The 17,858-nt window shown below is 35.9% G+C and carries 16 protein-coding genes and 1 pseudogene; 6 read left to right on the forward strand and 11 right to left on the reverse strand.

Annotated elements, in window-relative coordinates; genetic code table 11:
- Window positions 1–23 precede the first annotated feature (23 nt).
- The 5 genes from V192_RS0116875 to V192_RS0116895 all read left to right on the forward strand — a co-directional run bounded on the left by V192_RS0116875 (window position 24) and on the right by V192_RS0116895 (window position 5,514).
- A complete protein-coding gene (locus tag V192_RS0116875) occupies window positions 24–1,541 on the forward strand; it encodes a helix-turn-helix domain-containing protein (RefSeq protein WP_025873469.1) in 1,518 nt (505 codons plus the stop codon).
- A gap of 206 nt (window positions 1,542–1,747) precedes the next feature.
- Window positions 1,748–2,746: a DUF916 domain-containing protein gene (locus tag V192_RS0116880; RefSeq protein ID WP_025873470.1), complete on the forward strand. Its 999-nt coding sequence runs from the start codon at window positions 1,748–1,750 to the stop codon at window positions 2,744–2,746.
- 32 nt (window positions 2,747–2,778) lie between these two features.
- Window positions 2,779–4,602 (forward strand): hypothetical protein, encoded by a 1,824-nt coding sequence (locus V192_RS0116885; RefSeq protein WP_025873471.1) that lies wholly within the window; start codon window positions 2,779–2,781, stop codon window positions 4,600–4,602.
- Between the two features lie 28 nt (window positions 4,603–4,630).
- On the forward strand, window positions 4,631–4,924 hold the full coding sequence (locus tag V192_RS0116890; protein WP_025873472.1) for an LPXTG cell wall anchor domain-containing protein: 294 nt from the start codon (window positions 4,631–4,633) through the stop codon (window positions 4,922–4,924).
- A gap of 20 nt (window positions 4,925–4,944) precedes the next feature.
- Complete coding sequence (locus V192_RS0116895) at window positions 4,945–5,514, forward strand: hypothetical protein (RefSeq protein WP_025873473.1); 570 nt, start codon at window positions 4,945–4,947, stop codon at window positions 5,512–5,514.
- An 80-nt stretch (window positions 5,515–5,594) separates the two neighbouring features.
- Here V192_RS0116895 and V192_RS0116900 read toward each other — a convergent pair whose 3' ends face one another.
- From V192_RS0116900 to V192_RS0116930, 7 genes are all read right to left on the reverse strand, one after another.
- Entirely contained in the window at window positions 5,595–6,104 is a 510-nt protein-coding gene (locus tag V192_RS0116900; RefSeq protein ID WP_025873474.1) for a DinB family protein, read from the reverse strand.
- Window positions 6,105–6,264: 160 nt separating this feature from the next.
- Complete coding sequence (locus V192_RS0116905; protein WP_025873475.1) at window positions 6,265–6,981, reverse strand: GntR family transcriptional regulator; 717 nt, start codon at window positions 6,979–6,981, stop codon at window positions 6,265–6,267.
- Between the two features lie 44 nt (window positions 6,982–7,025).
- A complete protein-coding gene (locus tag V192_RS0116910; RefSeq protein ID WP_025873476.1) occupies window positions 7,026–7,937 on the reverse strand; it encodes a type I phosphomannose isomerase catalytic subunit in 912 nt (303 codons plus the stop codon).
- A 15-nt stretch (window positions 7,938–7,952) separates the two neighbouring features.
- Window positions 7,953–8,771 (reverse strand): PTS system mannose/fructose/sorbose family transporter subunit IID, encoded by an 819-nt coding sequence (locus tag V192_RS0116915; protein WP_025873477.1) that lies wholly within the window; start codon window positions 8,769–8,771, stop codon window positions 7,953–7,955.
- A gap of 21 nt (window positions 8,772–8,792) precedes the next feature.
- Entirely contained in the window at window positions 8,793–9,629 is an 837-nt protein-coding gene (locus V192_RS0116920; RefSeq protein WP_025873478.1) for a PTS mannose/fructose/sorbose/N-acetylgalactosamine transporter subunit IIC, read from the reverse strand.
- Between the two features lie 33 nt (window positions 9,630–9,662).
- Window positions 9,663–10,154 carry a PTS sugar transporter subunit IIB gene (locus tag V192_RS0116925; RefSeq protein ID WP_025873479.1) on the reverse strand — a complete coding sequence of 164 codons (492 nt, stop codon included), beginning with the start codon at window positions 10,152–10,154 and terminating at the stop codon, window positions 9,663–9,665.
- Window positions 10,155–10,168: 14 nt separating this feature from the next.
- The gene (locus V192_RS0116930; RefSeq protein ID WP_239644720.1) at window positions 10,169–10,591 is read right to left on the reverse strand and encodes a PTS sugar transporter subunit IIA; all 423 of its coding nucleotides are present in this window, start codon (window positions 10,589–10,591) and stop codon (window positions 10,169–10,171) included.
- A 153-nt stretch (window positions 10,592–10,744) separates the two neighbouring features.
- On the opposite strand from V192_RS0116930, the gene deoC reads away from it, so the two are divergent.
- On the forward strand, window positions 10,745–11,464 hold the full coding sequence (gene deoC, locus V192_RS0116935; protein WP_025873481.1) for a deoxyribose-phosphate aldolase: 720 nt from the start codon (window positions 10,745–10,747) through the stop codon (window positions 11,462–11,464).
- Window positions 11,465–11,792: 328 nt separating this feature from the next.
- Here deoC and V192_RS0116940 read toward each other — a convergent pair whose 3' ends face one another.
- The 4 genes and pseudogenes from V192_RS0116940 to V192_RS22905 form a co-directional block, all read right to left on the reverse strand.
- Window positions 11,793–12,884, reverse strand: coding sequence for a tyrosine-type recombinase/integrase (locus V192_RS0116940; RefSeq protein WP_025873482.1), 1,092 nt, complete (start codon window positions 12,882–12,884; stop codon window positions 11,793–11,795).
- A gap of 563 nt (window positions 12,885–13,447) precedes the next feature.
- A complete protein-coding gene (locus V192_RS0116945) occupies window positions 13,448–14,179 on the reverse strand; it encodes a hypothetical protein (protein ID WP_025873483.1) in 732 nt (243 codons plus the stop codon).
- A 12-nt stretch (window positions 14,180–14,191) separates the two neighbouring features.
- A complete protein-coding gene (locus V192_RS0116950) occupies window positions 14,192–15,148 on the reverse strand; it encodes a DUF5067 domain-containing protein (protein ID WP_025873484.1) in 957 nt (318 codons plus the stop codon).
- 77 nt (window positions 15,149–15,225) lie between these two features.
- A pseudogene (locus V192_RS22905) lies at window positions 15,226–17,822 on the reverse strand (YfhO family protein).
- Window positions 17,823–17,858 lie beyond the last annotated feature (36 nt).

A 17,858-nucleotide genomic window follows, 5' to 3' on the forward strand; every position in this document is an offset into this window, starting at 1 on the left:
GCCAACTAAGGAGTGTATGATAAATGAAAGCATTACTAAATAAAGAATTCACTATTCGTTTAGACGTACTAAACAATCTTTCAAGAGAGCCTAATAATGTTACCTCGCTCTCTGATTATGCGACTAAACTTTCTAAAGATCGGAGAACGATCATTAAAGCTATAGACGCTTTAAAAAATGATATTACGCACTTAGGCTGTGAACAATACATTACGCTTGTTTCTAATGATGAGAGTACCGTTTTTGTTGATATTGCCCCTGATTTTGATGCCAACTATTTTCTTCTTTATTATTTGGAAGAATCGGTTTTGTTTAAGCTTTGTATTGAACTATTCAATGGTAGTTTTATTGATTTACAAAGTTTTGCTACACAACACTTTTACAGTTACTCTACCGTTTATAGAAAGACGAAAGAGTTAAGTCAATTATTGCAACAATACGATTTAATCTTAGATTTAAATACGACAACCAATATTATAGGAAGAGAACAGAATATTCGTTTCTTCTTTTTCACTCTATTTTGGGAATCTTACAAAGTCTTGAAGTGGCCTTTTCCAACGATTGATTATGATAAACTCAAAAAAAATTTAGAGGAGAGCAGCCCTGAGATACAGCAATTTTTACTAAAACCGAATATGGTATTTATGTGGTTTGCTGTCACAGTTATTCGTATAGCTAATGGGTTTGTTATCACTGAAGAATATGACTATACTGAAACTACCTTTCCTATGCTGTCTAAAGAAAAATTTTTAGAAATCTTATCAAATTTTAGTAAACAGTATTCCAGTCAAAATTTTTTAAGCCAAACAAACTGGCATTATGAGGCTAATTTTTTATACTTTACGCTCTTAACCAGTCAAGTTTATCCATTGAAACTCATTTCAACTTTGAAATTAACCAATTTTGTTGGTCTCAAAATGAACATCTCTAATCAGATTACAGAACAATGGATCAAACAATTTATGGCTAAATTTGATCTATCACTGAATATCAATGAATATTTTTACCTTTATTACAATTTACTGTCGCTCCACAGTAGGTATCTCTATTTACCTGGACCTGTTGAAATCATCAATATTTTCAATAATACTACTTATCCAACGCTGGATTTATTTATTGATTACGACTTGGTTCTCGCCTTTTTAAATGATCTGTTTGCTGACCCGCTCATTGCTCCTTTGAAGCCTCAAAAAGACTCATTGAGCCATTTTTATTTATTACTGATTTCAGAACTAATGGATAATAAACGACCCGTGCTGAATGTGGCCATTTTTTCCCATTCAAGTGTGTTTCAAAAAAATTTTTTCGAAGCGGTACTGATTAAAAACCTTTCATTTCCAATCAATTTCGTTCCTTATACAAGCAAAGAACTGGACTTTTTGATTACCGATGTCAGCTTATCTACCGTTCTACACAAAGAAATCCCTACATTTGTTTGGAATCCAAACATCGAACATGAGAAACTCAACCGACTCATTTCTTATTTAAATATGATTTATACAAAAAAATATAATGTCCACACTCGTTCCACAAAAGAATAGCTAGCCATAGAGTACCGTATCTTCCGCATTTATCCTGGGAAAATAAGGTATTTTTTTATTTTCAAATTCAAATAATGTAAAAAATAACACCACCAATTGAAAAACGAAAATACATATTTTTTCGTTTTCGTATTGTATGATAAGCTTCCAAACAGAAATAACACTTTCTTTTTTTAGTATACATAGAAAATCAATGGAGGAAACTTATGCAAGTAAAAACAAAAATCTATCCTTTGATAGTAGGCTTGATCATCACTTTTTTTCTTTTTGCTCCTGTTGAAACTATTGCTCAGTCCGCTCAATCTAGTTTCAGTGTGACGCCTATTTATCCAAGTCAACAAGCGAACGATGTCACTGGTTATTATGATCTTACTGTAAAAAAAGGAGAAGAGATCGCGCTACATTTTTCTCTTAGAAACCCCTCCGATAAAGACATTGTTATCACTAATACAATTAGTCCAGCTACAACAAATAAAAATGGGCAAATTATTTACGGACCATCTAAAACGGCACTTCACTCTTCGGCTAAATACAACTTAGCTGATTTCATTGAAGGACCAAAAGAAACCACCGTTCCAGCCAATGCAGCAACTGATTTAGTTTTACATTTACACGCTCCTGATGATGCGTTTGAAGGAATTCTGTTAGGTGGGATTGAATTTGAACAAGCACACGAACAATCTGATACTCAAACCATCCAAAATATTGTTGCTTATGATATTCCGATTTTATTACGGCAAACAACACAAGAAGTGCCGCTTTCTCTTACTTTTGATAAGTTAGATACAAGTATGTTATCCGATAAACAACTATTGGTACAGACAATTTATAATTCAACGCCGACGCTTGCTAAAAAAGGATCCATTGTCACTGAAATCCGTAACCAGGATTCAAATGATGTTGTTTATAAAGAAAGCAATGATGAGGTGAATTTTGCCCCGAACGCTACTATGGCCTTTGATATTTCTTTACAAGACCAACCTTTATCCGCAGGGAACTATACTGCTAAAACAACCGTTCAATTTGGGGATAAAAAATGGGAAACAACTGATTCTTTCAAACTGGCTAAACCAATTGAACGAACAAACGCGCCATCCAATCTTGTAACTAATACACCCAAAAAGGTTATCTATCCGTTGATTATCCTTGTTCTACTTATTATTATCGTAGCTTTATTGTATAAAACCCGTAAAACGAAGACTTAGCTACCCAGTTCTTCTCTCGTGAGGTGTACATTATGAAAAAACGAATTCTTTCAAACATACTAGTTGTTTTACTGATCCTGCCCTTTCTGCCCGTCAGCGAAGTGCATGCTGCACGATTTGATCAGACGTCTTCTCTTCCACCAACGGTTACACAGCCTTCAAGTAGGCAAGAGACATCTGATGAGCAGGATAGTCGTACAAACACAACAGAGACACACGAAGCAATAACCTTAGAAAGCTCCGAGCAAATAGACACTCATTCTACTGCTGCTATTGACGTTGATCCTGCTTTGCTACATTCCGATCTAACAAGCAAAGCAAATGAAACATTACAAGATTTAAAAAATCAATTAGAGCAGTCGAAAGGAATAGGCATTTATATCGGTGATGAACTCACTTTTTCGATCGATGGTACTATTCATTTAAACTATACTCTTTCTGATCAATCCATCGTTACTTACGATGGTATGCTGTCGTTTGAAAAACCAACCTATCAAAACTTTCCAAGCACAAAAACGGAACTTGTTGAACGCTCTTTAATAATCACTCGGGAACGTGAAGGTTTAGATAAAAAGTTTTATGAAACGATTGCTACACGATGGCATTTCATTGGTACAAAATCATTCAACGGTGAACAACCATCTGACGTTATTATCGATCAAGTGGATAACTCTTGGGAGTATCCCTTATCTACTTCGCTCGTTTTAAATGTGGATGTACCACCATTAATTGTTGATGCGCCGCGAGGTACTAGCAAAGAAAATCCAATCTTAATCGAAAAAGGCAGCCCTATCAGCGATGATCCAAATGACTATTTCCGTGTAGTCTCAAGTGGCTATGAACCTACGATCGAGTGGCATGTTCGTCCAGATTTTACTCAAGAAAATGAGTTTACTGCCGAACTTGGTATTAGAGATAAATTTGATCAATATTGGACTGTGAATGAGCAACATTCTGTCACTATTTATTTTAAAGTGGTTGATGATCCTCCAGACTATTTAACCTCTTTGACAACTGAAATTTCTTATACCGATATTCAACTTGAAAAGGGCACCCAAGGAATACGTGTAACCAATAGAATGGATGCTGATAATAATACAACCTTACATTCTATTCCTGCTCAGCTAAACTATATGCGTTTTTCCTTTCCTGGTGAGTTTTCACTACTCGCTGAGTCAATTAGTTTAGAAGCCATAGCGAAAGATACCCATCAAAACATTCCCATTGGCAAAGACGAATATTCACTTGCAATAGCAGGAAACACCTTTTCGCTGACAAATCTTTCTAAACGAATCGAAATGTTTTATGCCCAAGAAGAACTTATCATTCATTATGATTTAGAAAAACAGCATCGCCTTACCCGAGAAGCCTATTGTACATTTGAAACAAACTATAGTCCCCAAAATAGTGAAAATAACACGGTGAAAGCAGTAACGAAAATTCAAGAACCAGAAGGAACATTAACATTGACGGTTCCTGCTACTTTAGATTTTGGTCAGTTAGAAATCGGACGAGATACACAAGCTACTTTAGCTTCTGTTGCACCCGAAAGTTTATCTATTGTAGACACTAGACAACAAAAAAGCGCCTTTAAATTATTGGTCGATTTGTCTATTCCACTAAAAGAATTGGAGAAAAACAGAGAAATGACCGGTGCTCTTTACCTAAACGAAATAACGCCTGATCCCTTGGAGCAATGCATTTTCTACGAAGGCGTTGGAAAAGAAAATGAAGAAAATACTTTGGATTTAACGGATCAATTAATCAATGATCTACACTTGAATATTCCTGGAGATGAACAGATTGGGAAGTATGAAGGAACAATAAAATGGACGCTTATCTCGGCAGAGCCATGATAAGATTCTGCCTGTTAAGGAGACCTCTATGAAAAAAAGATTATGCCTATGCTTGATACTCCTATTTTCTGTCGTAACAGCAACCATCTGCTATGCAGAAGAAACAAGTACCCTTAGTCGAGTCACTGTTGATCTAACCGATGAACTCCCTAAAAAAGACGAACGTGACGTATCTTTTGGTCACTTTGATAAAAAATATTCCTATTTACCGAAAGCAGGTGAGAAAAAAACTAGATTGCTTCCTTTACTGGGTTTAACGTTCTGTTTATTTACGATAGTATTCAAACTAAAAAAGAATGTATCGTTTAAAATAAAAAAATAAATGAATTGGAGAGACGACATATGAACAGCAAAAAAATAATCACTAGCGTAACCTTAACTATTTTAAGTGGGCTTTTTTTCTCCCCACTAACCACACATGCCGCTGAAGAGACAAATAAAAATTCCAAAGTAAATGCTGAATTGACCGGTGGTACATTATCCCTTGGAGATCTATCAACTGGCACTGCTGATATGAGTTTTTCTGGCACAATAGATGGATCCATTAAAACATTAACTGATACAAATAAGGATACCACTACAGTTACTGTGAACGATTTTCGCGGTTTGAGTGATGGTTCGTGGGAACTTAGCGTGCAAGAGGAAATTCCAAGTGATAAGCAAGGCTCTTCATACGGTCTTGATGGTAACCATATGAAACTAACCGTTAACCTTCAAGGAGACAATGCTACATTCACTGGACAAAAAAATATTACTAACTCTGCAGTCAAAGTAGCGTCATCAGAAAACGATGCTGCACGCGGATCCCATTCATTGCTATTAAATGGGGAATTAGGTATTAATGAAAAAACCAAAGCACTAAAAGGTGAGCTGACGACTTTAAAATGGACCTTGATTGGTGAACAACCATAAACGAAATAAACTAAGCAATACAAAAAGGTGTCTCCTAAAAAAACGGAGACACCTTTTTTTGTATTGCTGAGGCTTAGTCACTATTTCCCAATAACCAATCTTCTTGTATAAACTGCTTGTCCTGAGTGCATCACGGCATCATCAATTGCAGAAACAATTCGCGCTTGACGTGTAACTGCTGGCGTCCAGTTCGTATCTACAATATCACCAAGACTACCTTCGTCAAGCGTTTCTAAATACGTATTTGTAAAATCAACGCTGGCTGTTAAATAGTCACGTAATAGTTCTTTATCTTTCACTATAACTTTAGCTGCTTGTTCAGGCGTATGACACCAATCTTGCGTATCATCTGGTAAATCCAGAGCAAATTTTGTACTCCAACCGCCCTCTAACCACAAGGGTTTCGTATTATTAAGTTCCGAAATTTGATAATCAAGTTCTCTTGCCGTATGCCAGATCAGCCAAGTAACTGATTTGATCAAGGGTTTTGGCATAGTATTCGCTTCACCTACACTCATTTGCTCAAGCGTTTCTTCAAAACGTTCTTGTGCTCTCTTTAACGTATCGATAGATAATTGTGTGACTTTCATCTTAGTCCTCCTTCTGTAGTTGAAACAAACTAGTTCATCATGTACAAAGGTATCTACTCACACTTTACTACAGTAATCAGAGAAAAACAAAAAAAGGGTGAGTAAAAAGCAGCACCTTTTCATTTCTCAAAGCTTGCTGCTTTCATCTCACCTGATTTATTTAGTTACTTTCCTTTATTTCAAACACAAAAGAGTTAGTATCTCCACGATATTTCGAAATCGAGTATTCTACAGGTACTTTCCCTTCCGCAAACCCTCGAGTATGGAAATAAAATAATGGAGCTCCAACCTCAACATCTAGTAAATCACTAACTGTATCATCTGCTTGAATAACGTCTAACCTACGACTAACCGTCTTCACAGGATAACCTTTTTCATCAAATGTTTTATACAGTAATTTTGTAGAAAAATCAACTTCTTCTAGATCTTTAAAAATCATTCTCGGAATATAAGTTGTTACTAATACCGTTGGCTTCTCACCTGCATATCTTAGTCGAATCAGTTTGTAAACTTCTTCTCCTTCTTGAATTTCAAGGTTTTCAGCTACTTCTTCATTTGCCGTATCTTTTCTAAATGCGATGACTTTTGTTTTAGGTACAAGCCCTTTTCGGTTCATCTCAGAATCAAAGCTTTCGATCACTTTGGTGAATTCTTGCTGAATTTTTGGTCGTTTTACAATCGTTCCACGTTTTTTCCTTTTCTCAAGGTAGCCTGCATCAACTAACGTTTGAACAGCTTGTCTCACAGTCGGTCTACTGACATCATATTCTTCTGCTAGCTCAAGTTCTGTTGGGATCAAATCATTTTCTGCATAGGTCCCTGATTTAATTTTATCTAATAAATCTTGCTCAATTTTCTTATATAAAGGAAAATTCATAAACTACCTCCTCGCCCATGTATCTTCATTATACAATAAATTGATTAAATTTCATCGCGCCAATACAATTTTGGTGTTGCAATCATACATTCAACAGGCGTCTTGATCATGATCTGTTCTTTTGGAAGAATAATTAAGCTCTGCCCTTTTGTAACTTCTTTACAATTGATTGTTGAATTCTTTGCTAAGATCGTAATAACCTGAGCAACTTCTTCGTCATTTCTATACTGTTCCTGAAGTATTGTTCGTTTCACTTTAAATTCTCTTACATCTAGTGTCTGCTCAAGAGGAAAAGCTTTCTTTGATACAGTCCGTTGGAAATTCGTTGTCTCTAAAGCCTTTTCTGTATGAAGTTCACGCTTATTTCCATCTAAGTCTAAACGATCGTAATCGTAAAAGCGATAGGTGATGTCCGTTGCTTGTTGGATCTCATAGACTAGTGATCCTTTAGTTAATGCATGGATCGTGCCGGCAGGAATATAGACCATTTCTTCTTTTGAAACGTTTTCTCTTCCTAAAATTTTTTCGTAGCTTCCTTGAGTAACAGCTGCTCTAAATCCACTGATTGATTTTGCCGTTTGTCCTGCTATGATCGAACCGCTAAGAGGTGGTGAGATAAAGAACCACGCTTCACTTTTGCCGTAGCTTTTATTTTCTATTTCTCTTGCGAAATGGTCTGTCGGATGAACCTGTATACTTAAATCTTCGTCTGCCGCTGTCATTGAAATGATCAGCGGAAATTCTTCTCCTTTACGAAGTCCAAATTGTGCTGGATCTTTCGCCACTAATTCACCAAGCGTTTGGTTTTCTGTTGCATCCACAAAATTATCTATCTCTTTTATACCAGAAGCAGAATAGATCGAACCAATTTTTTGGTTTGTCTGAACGGATAAATATTCTTGTAATCTTTCAGTTCCCCAAATTCTTGCCTTGGGAATTGGTTTTAAACGATACATGATTTCACCCTCTTCTTAAAACACGCCGATTGCAACACCAATTGCAGAAATGATCGTTAGAACTAAGATGACTTTGGTTGCGGTCATTTGTTTGGTTGTTAATAAATACCAAGCCAACAGTACCATAGCTAATGGTAATATTTTAGGAAAAATCCCATCTAGGACTTCTTGTAATGCCTGAACTTCTTCTCCCATCGGGATCTTCACTTTTGTCACAAGAGCAATATTAGAAGCCGCTAAACCTCCAACAACCATCACACCTAAAATATTGAACGCGTCCGTTATACGTTTGGCATTTTCACCTATGATCACATCGATTGCATTTACTCCTAATTTATAACCATTCATAAAGGCTAAATAGGATATCGATACACCAACTACACCATACGATAGAATATAAAAAACTGGCCCAAGTGCATTCCCACCTGCTGCTAACCCCATTGCTATCGATAATAAAATCGGTACAATGATTCCTTGAATAATCGAATCTCCAATACCTGCTAAAGGTCCCATCAGTGTTGTTTTGATATTGACAGGCATCTCTTCTGGAACATCTCCGCCGATCGCGATTTCTTCTTCTAAAGAAGCGACGATTCCATTGATCAATTGGCCTGTTTGTGGTTCTGTATTATAAAACATCGAGTGGCGGAGTAATAATCTTTTCTTTTTCTCCGGATCATTTTTATAGTATTTCTCAACGAAGGGCAGATAAGAATACGCCCAAGCATGGGCTTGTAGTTTCTCATAACTCATTGACGAAAGATGAGTAAAGCCCCAGCGTGACCAAATTTGTCTTAGTTCTTTTTTTGTTAAACGATTGCTTGTGTTTTCCATTGGAATTCTTCCTTTCTATTTCTAGAATAAATCGTCATCTTCAAAGACAGCAGTACTGGCATCTTGATTTGCGACAACATCTTTTGTTCCGCCAGTTCCTTTACCTGTAGCTAAATACACGATATATGCAACTAAAGCGGCGATAAAAACAAGAGCAATCATGTTTAATCCAGCAAAAGCCATTAATACAAATCCGGCAAAAAAGAAGATAAGATGGGCTTTTTCTTTCACAACAATACTCATCAGCATCGCAATACCTAAAGCTGGCAACACACCACCTAGCACTGAAATAATATCGGTTACGACCTGTGGCACATTAGCAAGCAGCCAGTCGACCAAGCCTTTTCCAAAGAAAATCGCTAGAAAAACTGGAACTGCGCGCAATATGAATGTAGTGATTTGTGGGTATACCACATGATTTAATGTAATTCCATGATCATCGTTGTTTTCCGCCGCAGTTTGAGCACGAGTATTCCAAAATGAGTAGGCAGCCATTCTTGAATTGTAAAAGATAAGTCCAAATGTTTGGCCGATCAAAATCGAAAGAGTTACTGCAACAGCAGGATCCTTGGTCGTTGCTAGCGCTAATCCAATTCCACCATAAGCAGCATAAGTAATTTCACTATTTGTAGCACCGCCTGTTGTTAAATTGGCAATAAACACCGCTTGAACAGCTAGTCCACAAAGAATTCCAGCTTGAACATCACCAAAAGCTAAACCAACTAGTAGTCCAGCTACCAAAGGACGTCCGACTATATAAAATCCTCCTGTCATCCCAAAGAGCCACGGCGTTTCAATTGCGCCTAAGTAACAAAATATTCCTGTTAATAATGCCGGGATCAATAATCCTGTCTCCATAAATATTCCTCCTATTTGTTGATCGTTCATTCCTTACATTGCATCATATTTTGCTTTCAATACCTTCCAAGGTTTACTTTCATCATCCGGCAGCAGCTGGAACCCAATTTCGATTCCTTGTTGTTCCATATATTCAAATGCTTCATAATCTTTTTCATCGATTGCGACAGTTCTGCCTAATACTTTGGCTCCTGCACGAGTATTCATCGGTCCAACATTTAACTTTTTACCAAAATCAACACCTAAACGAACAAGTTCTGCAAATGTTTGTGGTGAATTACTAATTAGAAAGAAATCTTTTGGCGAATTTTTCCCCTTTGGTACGCTCTCCATCGCTTGCTCAACTGTATATACACCTAATTTCAAGTTTCCAGCTGCAGCTTTTAACACTTTTTTTCTCAATTCATCTTTGGCTATGTCATCTCCCACCACTAAAATCCCTTGTACTGCTCTTGCCTTTGTCCAACGTGTAGTCGTTTGGCCGTGGATCACTCTATCATCTATTCTCGCTAATGTAATCGTCATAATTATCTTCTCCTTTAAAATTCAATCATCTCATCATCATTTTCTGTTTCTTCTACAACACCTTCAATAGAGGTTATTCCAGCATTGATCCCAATTTCAACTAACTGCTCTAATTCACTGTCCGCTTGGAGCATAACTCCGATTTCGATCAGCATAGGTAAATTCATCCCTGAAATGACCCTGATTTGTTTAGGATCAGCTAAAAACGCTCTGTAGGCTTCATTAAATGGTGTCCCACCTTTGATATCACATAAAATCAATACCTCTTCATTCTTTCGTTCCTCTAAATACTGTTTAAGCTGAGTTGAAAAGCTTCCAATCCCTTCATCTGTTAAACTAATTGCCGAAATACTATCATTCTTACCAGCAATCATTTCAAAACTTCCTAGCAATCCAGTTGCTAATGCCCCATGAGAAACAAGTAATAGTTTCATCATACCCCTCCTTTATGTAATTACATTAAAACTTATACAACCAAATAGTAAACCCTTACACGTTATATGTCAATAACTTATTTGAAAATAATTCTCTTGACAGAAACTCATTTTCGTTTTAAACTCATTATGTAATTACATATAGGAGGGTTAAACATGACGAATTATACAATTGATGAATTAGCACGCTTTATCGATCATACAAATCTTAAAGCAGATGCACGTAAAGAGGACATGGAAATACTTTGCCAAGAGGCCAAGGACTATCACTTCAAGATGGTCGCTATCAATCAAGTTCAATCAAAATACTGTTCACATTTATTAGCAGGGACTGATGTAAACATTGGGGCCGCTATCAGTTTTCCACTAGGACAAACTTCTAAAGAAGCAAAATTCTTTGAAACAAAAGATGCCATTGACATCGGGGCAACCGAAATAGACTATGTGGTAAACCTTACAGAAGTCAAAGCACAGAATTGGGCATATATCGAAGAAGAAATGCGTGGAATTGTCGAAATTTGTCGAGAAAAACAAATTGTTTCGAAAGTTATTTTTGAGAACGCTTATCTTACTGATGCTGAAAAAATAAAGTTAGCTGAAATTGCTAAACAAGTAGAACCAGATTTTATTAAAACATCCACTGGTTTTGCCCCAACTGGAGCGACATTCGATGATGTAAGCTTAATGAAAAAACATGTAGGGGATAAGGTGAAAGTCAAAGCTGCAGGCGGTATTCGAGATGCTGAAACATTCAAGAAAATGATTGCTTGCGGTGCGAGCAGGATCGGTACAAGTGCTGGAATCAAAATCATCGAACAGCTAAAACAAGAATTAGCTGAAACAAATGCAACTACTATCACCATTCAAACAATTTAATGTTTTGTCCTATTAGGCTATAACTCACGGGTATTCTATGCGTGAGTTATAGCCTAAGTTTTAATCTAATAGCGAGCATTCAGTACGAGTGATCACAATTCCTCTAAATAAAAAACCGCATCGAAATGACCGAATACGGTTAACCTATAGCTATTTGATTCTTTATCTAATCAATAACAGCTTAATCAGCCGGGACTCTGATTCCTACTCACTTGAGATAGTTGTATATATTTTATAATCGATCCTCGCTTTTATGTTCGAATTGAATCTGTTTATCGTTAATATGTACTTTACTATAGCTAGTATGACAACAAATTTGCCAACCTCATCACTGAGAAACACAGTCAATCGCTGCACGTTCTTCCAATTTAAGCGAATGAGTATAGATATCCAACGTCATTTTGACTGAATGGTGCCCTAATAACGTACTGATCGTAGCAACATTTACACCTGCTTCTAAACAACGTGTCGCAAAAGTATGGCGCAAGGTATGGAAACTCACTTCTGCTACGCCAGCTTCTTTGCTCAATTGTTTAAATTGATATCGTAAAACACGAGGTTCAATACTTCTTTCACTATTACTCAAAATATAATCTTCAGCTGATGAACCTTTTTTTTGCCCTAAGAGATGATACAATCGTTTAGATAGAGGAATCATTCGACAAGAAGAACGCGTTTTGGGTGTTCCTTCTATTAATTTACTACGCCCCTGTTCATCCGTTAATCGTTGCAACGTCCGATTCACATGGATTTCTCGTCTTTCCCAGTCAACATCTGACCACTTTAGTCCACTAATTTCACCAATTCTCATCCCTGTTTCCAAAGCAAATAATACAGCTAATCCGTTAGTCGACGACTGAGCAAATTCTTTTAGTTGTCGCTGATCTTTGATAGACAACGCTTTTGACCTTTTTTTTCCTGTTTTGGGCAAACGAATACCAGTAACAGGATTTTTAGCAAGTAGTTCTTTTTCCTTAGCAGTAGCTAAACATGTTCGTAGAACGCGAACGACTGCATGAACAGAAGAAACAGCCAATCGACCTTCTAATTGATCAATCATGGTTTGAACTTGTTCTTTTTGTAAAGACATTAACTTAATTTTTCCCAATATCGGCAACACGTGAACCGTTAGTTTACTTTTATAACTAACATACGTACTTAATTTAACCGATGAATAAACAACGGTCTCCAGCCAATACATACACCACTCTTCAACTGTTCCAGTGTAAGAATATATCGCTTGTTCTTGATAATGAAGAAGCTGTCCTTTAATGCGTGTCAATTGTTGTTTGACCTCGCTGTATTTTTTACAATACACATAACCATAATGAATTGAACCATCTATTTTTCTCCCTTTTACGTATCGACCTTCCCAACGACCATCTTTTCGTTTATAAATATTTTCCCCTCTTCGTGACATTCATTTTCCTCACTTTCACTGAACCAAAGTTCTGACAATAAATAAATATTTATTTTTTATTCCATTTTTTTGATATATATAAATAAAAAATCTACCCATTATAATAAATCATTTTGTTTATAATTTATTATTGAATTAAGTCCATTTTTTCGACAAATAAGTAGAATAACAGTTTAATTTATTCTAGAGATAGCACTCTCAGCTATGATACTTTTAACAAAAAGTGTGTTTCAAAAAGATTCTATTCGTTGATTTCTCCACCACTACTCAATTTTATTCTGTTATTTTCTACCAAGACAAAAGAAGATGGGACATAACTCTACAAGTCACATCCCATCCTCAAGGAATCCAAATAAACGGTGGAAGCAAAAGCATCTACTACGCTTCGCTTTGATCACATCAAAATCTAAATGCTAAAGCACTTAGATTTGAAGGCTTCGGAAATAAGCTTCTGTTCCAACCTCAAAATATTTATTTATATTACTCAACCAGATGAACGTTCTCAAGCTACTCGTTCGTCTCTAGTAATTACATTTCTATCCACATTCACATTCGCAACTATTTTACAGTCTATAGTCTGAAATAACAGCATCAATAATTTTTACGTTTCCCTCTTGATTATAAGTCACTATTAGATTTTTCCCGAATGTATTTTTTTTATATGCATCATCTAAAGTTCTGTATACACTGACTTCTTTTCCTACCAATTTAGTACTATCTTTCGTATCTTCATTGAATTTGGTCAGTAATTTTTCTTGGTCCTTTAGCTCCAGCAAGTCACTTAGATTTTTAAGACATTGTATTAGCTCTCTCTCGTTAAAAGTATTATCGTTGGACAAATTATAAAAAGATAGGCTTTGACTTTGTAATTTGACTTTTTTTTGAATATCGATGTATTGATATTTAAGTTCGATTTTTGCATAAGAGAGATAGTGCCCCGAACTGTCCTTCATTCTAATCATTCCTGAAAAAAGAACTTCATCTCCTGTAACAAAAATTGAATACACACCTACATCCAACTCAGTACCATCGCTAACTAGGGTTTTTTCAGCAATCTTTTTTGCTTCAGAAAAAAAATCAGGTATTTTCAGATTGAATTTATTCTTCATTAATTCCATAGCTTCTTTTTCTGAAATAGCAGGATATTCAAAGTTTCCAAAAGCTTTATCTCTATCGACCCACCAAGTGAACTTTTCTTCATTAGCAGTCAAGCTACTTTTTTTCTCTTTGTCCATAGCACAAGCACTCATCAGTGTAGTTGTGATCAAAAGCAGTAGTATCAACTTTTTTTTCATAACTTTTCTTCCTCACGTATTTCTTATTGGTAAATGAATCGGTTTGCTATCTTTAAACTGGTTATCATCAACTATAAATAAAACATCTGCTGTAGAAGAATCTATTAATTCATACACTGATGCACTTTCAACTGAGTCATTTTTACTAACTGGGCTCTTCCCTACCTTTAATAAGTACCCCAGGTCAGAAGCTTCCTCATTCTCAGTAATTGAACTTTCCTTGAGCTCTTTTCCATCTTGTTCTACATGAACTACAGTGTTCCACATATTTGGAAAGTTAGGTTTGTCCATATTGTTAGCAAACACATAGCGAATAATTAATAACCGTTTGTTCTGTGGCCCTGTAACAATTTTATATCCAGTTAAAGTAAAAGATACTTCTTCATTTTTAATTATTTGGTTATTACTATTGCTTGGTAAAGATTCTGTTGTCTTACTTTTTCGATCAACGATACTGAAGGTTCGAACAGACTCGGCAAAGCGATCTGCTCTTTTCTCATAATTACCCTCCAACGCAGAATAAAAAGTAAATTCTACAACTTTTTGATCTAAAATAACATAAAAATCATGTACAAAAACGATCTCATTATCATAACTTCCTTGAAATGTGTAAGCAATAACAGGAAAATCATCTACTTCAAATGTTTCATCATAGATATCCTTTAAGTCATAAGCCTTTTTTAATGCTTTTTCTGTTTTCTGTTTAAATTTAGCTACATTTGTTTCATTCTTTTTAGTTGTTCGAATAAACATATACGACTTACTATTTTTATCTTCTGCCCCAAAAATCGCTGCCTCATTATACAGATTTTTATATTCCTCTTGACTCCTCCAGCCTTTCGGCAATTGAAATGTATAGTTATAGTCATCATCTGAAAAATCTTCATTTGTTTCAGATAGATTTTGCTTTGAGCATCCTGCCAATACTATAAACAAGCAAAGAATGATTATTCTTCTCCCCTTCTTCATTCTTATCTCCTTCCGGTTTAAAAAATCAGCCAATGGTTAGTGGCAAAACAAGTAATCCTTCTTATCAGTAAGTTTATCTAGCCTAAGTCCTTTTTCCTTGTCACTATCCACGAATAGCCACTAAAAGTTAAAATACAGAGAATAAATAAGCTAGCACCGATTGCAAATCCTTGTGGTAAGAATACAAACTCAATTGTGTGTGTGCCCTTTGGTACTGGAATAGCTAAGAAAGCATCTTTAAACGTTGGTATGTCTACCTTTTCTCCATCTATATAGGCTTTCCACCCTTTATCATATGGTATCGTGGTTAAAACTACTTCGCCTTGCTTCAAAGAAACCGTTGCATTCGCCTTTCGACCGCTCGTTTTGAAGTTGACTCCTTTTTCCTGGATTCTTTTTACAGACTCTTCAAATCGTTGAGTATTTAAAAAAGCAACATCCGGTTTAAATAGAGTAAGTTTCTGAGAACCAGTGAAAGTTGCAGTTACTTTGATCGTTGACGCATTTTCAAAGTATCCAATATTGTAATACTGACCATAATCATTGATCCTATTCCCGTGAGAATGATTATCTACTGTAACCTCAATTGCAGCGCCTGCTTCTAATTTATTCCCCAAACTTGCGGAAACTATACTCAAGTAACCTTGCGATTTAGCTGGAACGGTGACTAACCACGTCACCTTTTTGGGTTTATTAGGGGTCTGTTCGCCATAACTGACTATGTTGTTATCTTCTTCAGTTATAATGACATTTTCCGAATCTACGACAGTTGCTTGACCAAAACTAAATAATTCGCCTTCCGTCTCGGCAAGATGATTAAATAATTCAGTTTGATTCCGTACAGCATTTGTTTGATAAATTTCTTCATCCGTTAAAACGCCTAGTGGGAGTGCAAAGCGATTCTCATAAAGCGAATACGCTCCTTGGGTAGAAATTTTATCAAAACCAAATTTTAGTGGATCACTTTTGGCTAAGTTATATTTGATTCCCATCAAAGCATCCATCAAAAGGGTATTATTTAAATACTGAACCTGTAAATTACTGCCTAACGATCGAAAGCCTAACGCGTTCACATACGCAGATGAATGACGATTTCGAATCGAAGAAAACATCGTTACTCCGCTATAGCCGTAGTTAAAGCTATCATTTAAAGAGACCGGATCGATATTCTCTAAGCGAAACATATTTTCATTGGTCTCATTTGTATCATCAACCAGCGCTTTAATATCAGGGTACGCTTCATTATATTTTTCCCTAGCTGGATAGCCCCAGTCATTGCGAATCCCCTCGATCATTGCTTTAGAATTAACAAACGCCTCCCCAGCTATCAATAGTATAAAGACTACCGGCAACCATTTTATCACCTTTGAACTACGATGATAGAAAAACCAGATTCCTAAATAAATGATTAATAAAGAGATCGTTATAATCAATGAACTGGTCGTAATAATTCCATATCTCTTTTTATTAGATACCAATAAAAAAAGAATAAACAGCCCACCAATTCCTATCGTTCCATTCAACAACTGCTCAAAATCAGCTTTTGTATAGACTTCTAATCCATATCCAGCTAACAAAATGATGACAAACGAAAATAGAAAACTAAAGCGAAATAGGAACATATTAGGCGAATGTAGACCATGCCAAAATAAATTTAGCGGGTAAATATAGATACTCGCAATCAACAGGATAAATAAAGAACCAAAAAGAATTTTATTTTTCAACGGTACTTTTTTCGTTAGAAAATAAAAAACACAAAACATCAACGGCATCAACCAACATAAATAAATGGCATACTCTGATATTTGGATGTATCGTACACACCAACCAAGTTTTTAGCTACCAAATCCCATACACCTACATCTGGTGTCACAAGTGTATTGATTTTTGTCAATCTTTCTCCATTATTACTCAAATCAAAAATAGTTGGGAGAATCGTCACCATTGATGCACCGCCTGCAAGTAAAGAGGTCAGTAGATAGTCTTTGATACGCTTTTTGTAACGCTTCCCATCCGTCAAAGTCCTAACTAAAAAATAAAGAAATGAGAATACCCCTACCATAAAAGCCATATAGAAATTAGACAAAAATAAAAGCAAATAACTGAGAAATAATACTGTTGGTTTCCTTTGATCCATCAATCGATTGATTCCCAAAATAACCAATGGTAAATACATAAAAGTATCCAACCACATGATGACTTCAGAGTAACCAACTGCATAAGACATTAGTGCATACGAAATACTTAAACCAATTGTTACCCACTGTTTGACCTTAAAGGTATTGTGAGCAAATATCCAGAACGCTAAACCACTCGCTCCAAATTTGATCAATGTCAAAAAATATAAAGCATCAGGCATATGTACGTTATCGAAAAATGCAATTAACGGTGTAAACACACCATTTAAGTAATATGCCATAAACGCCCAATAGTTTAGTCCAAGTGAACCAAACCATGTGTAGAATATATTTTGTTTTCCATGTAAAACATTATTAAAACTAGCATGGAAATTGGCATATTGAGTGAACGAATCACTCGCTAAAATCGTTGTTTGACTACCAGGATAAATTCCCACTAAATAATAAGACACGCCCATCACCACAATTGGGATACAGAAGCTGAGAAGCATAGCTACACCATTTATCTTGACAAATTTTTTTATTTTTTGCTTCATATTTTATGCCTCGCTCACTTTCTTTTCATCATTTGT

Source organism: Enterococcus crotali (assembly GCF_000633635.1).
Lineage (GTDB): Bacteria > Bacillota > Bacilli > Lactobacillales > Enterococcaceae > Enterococcus_L > Enterococcus_L crotali.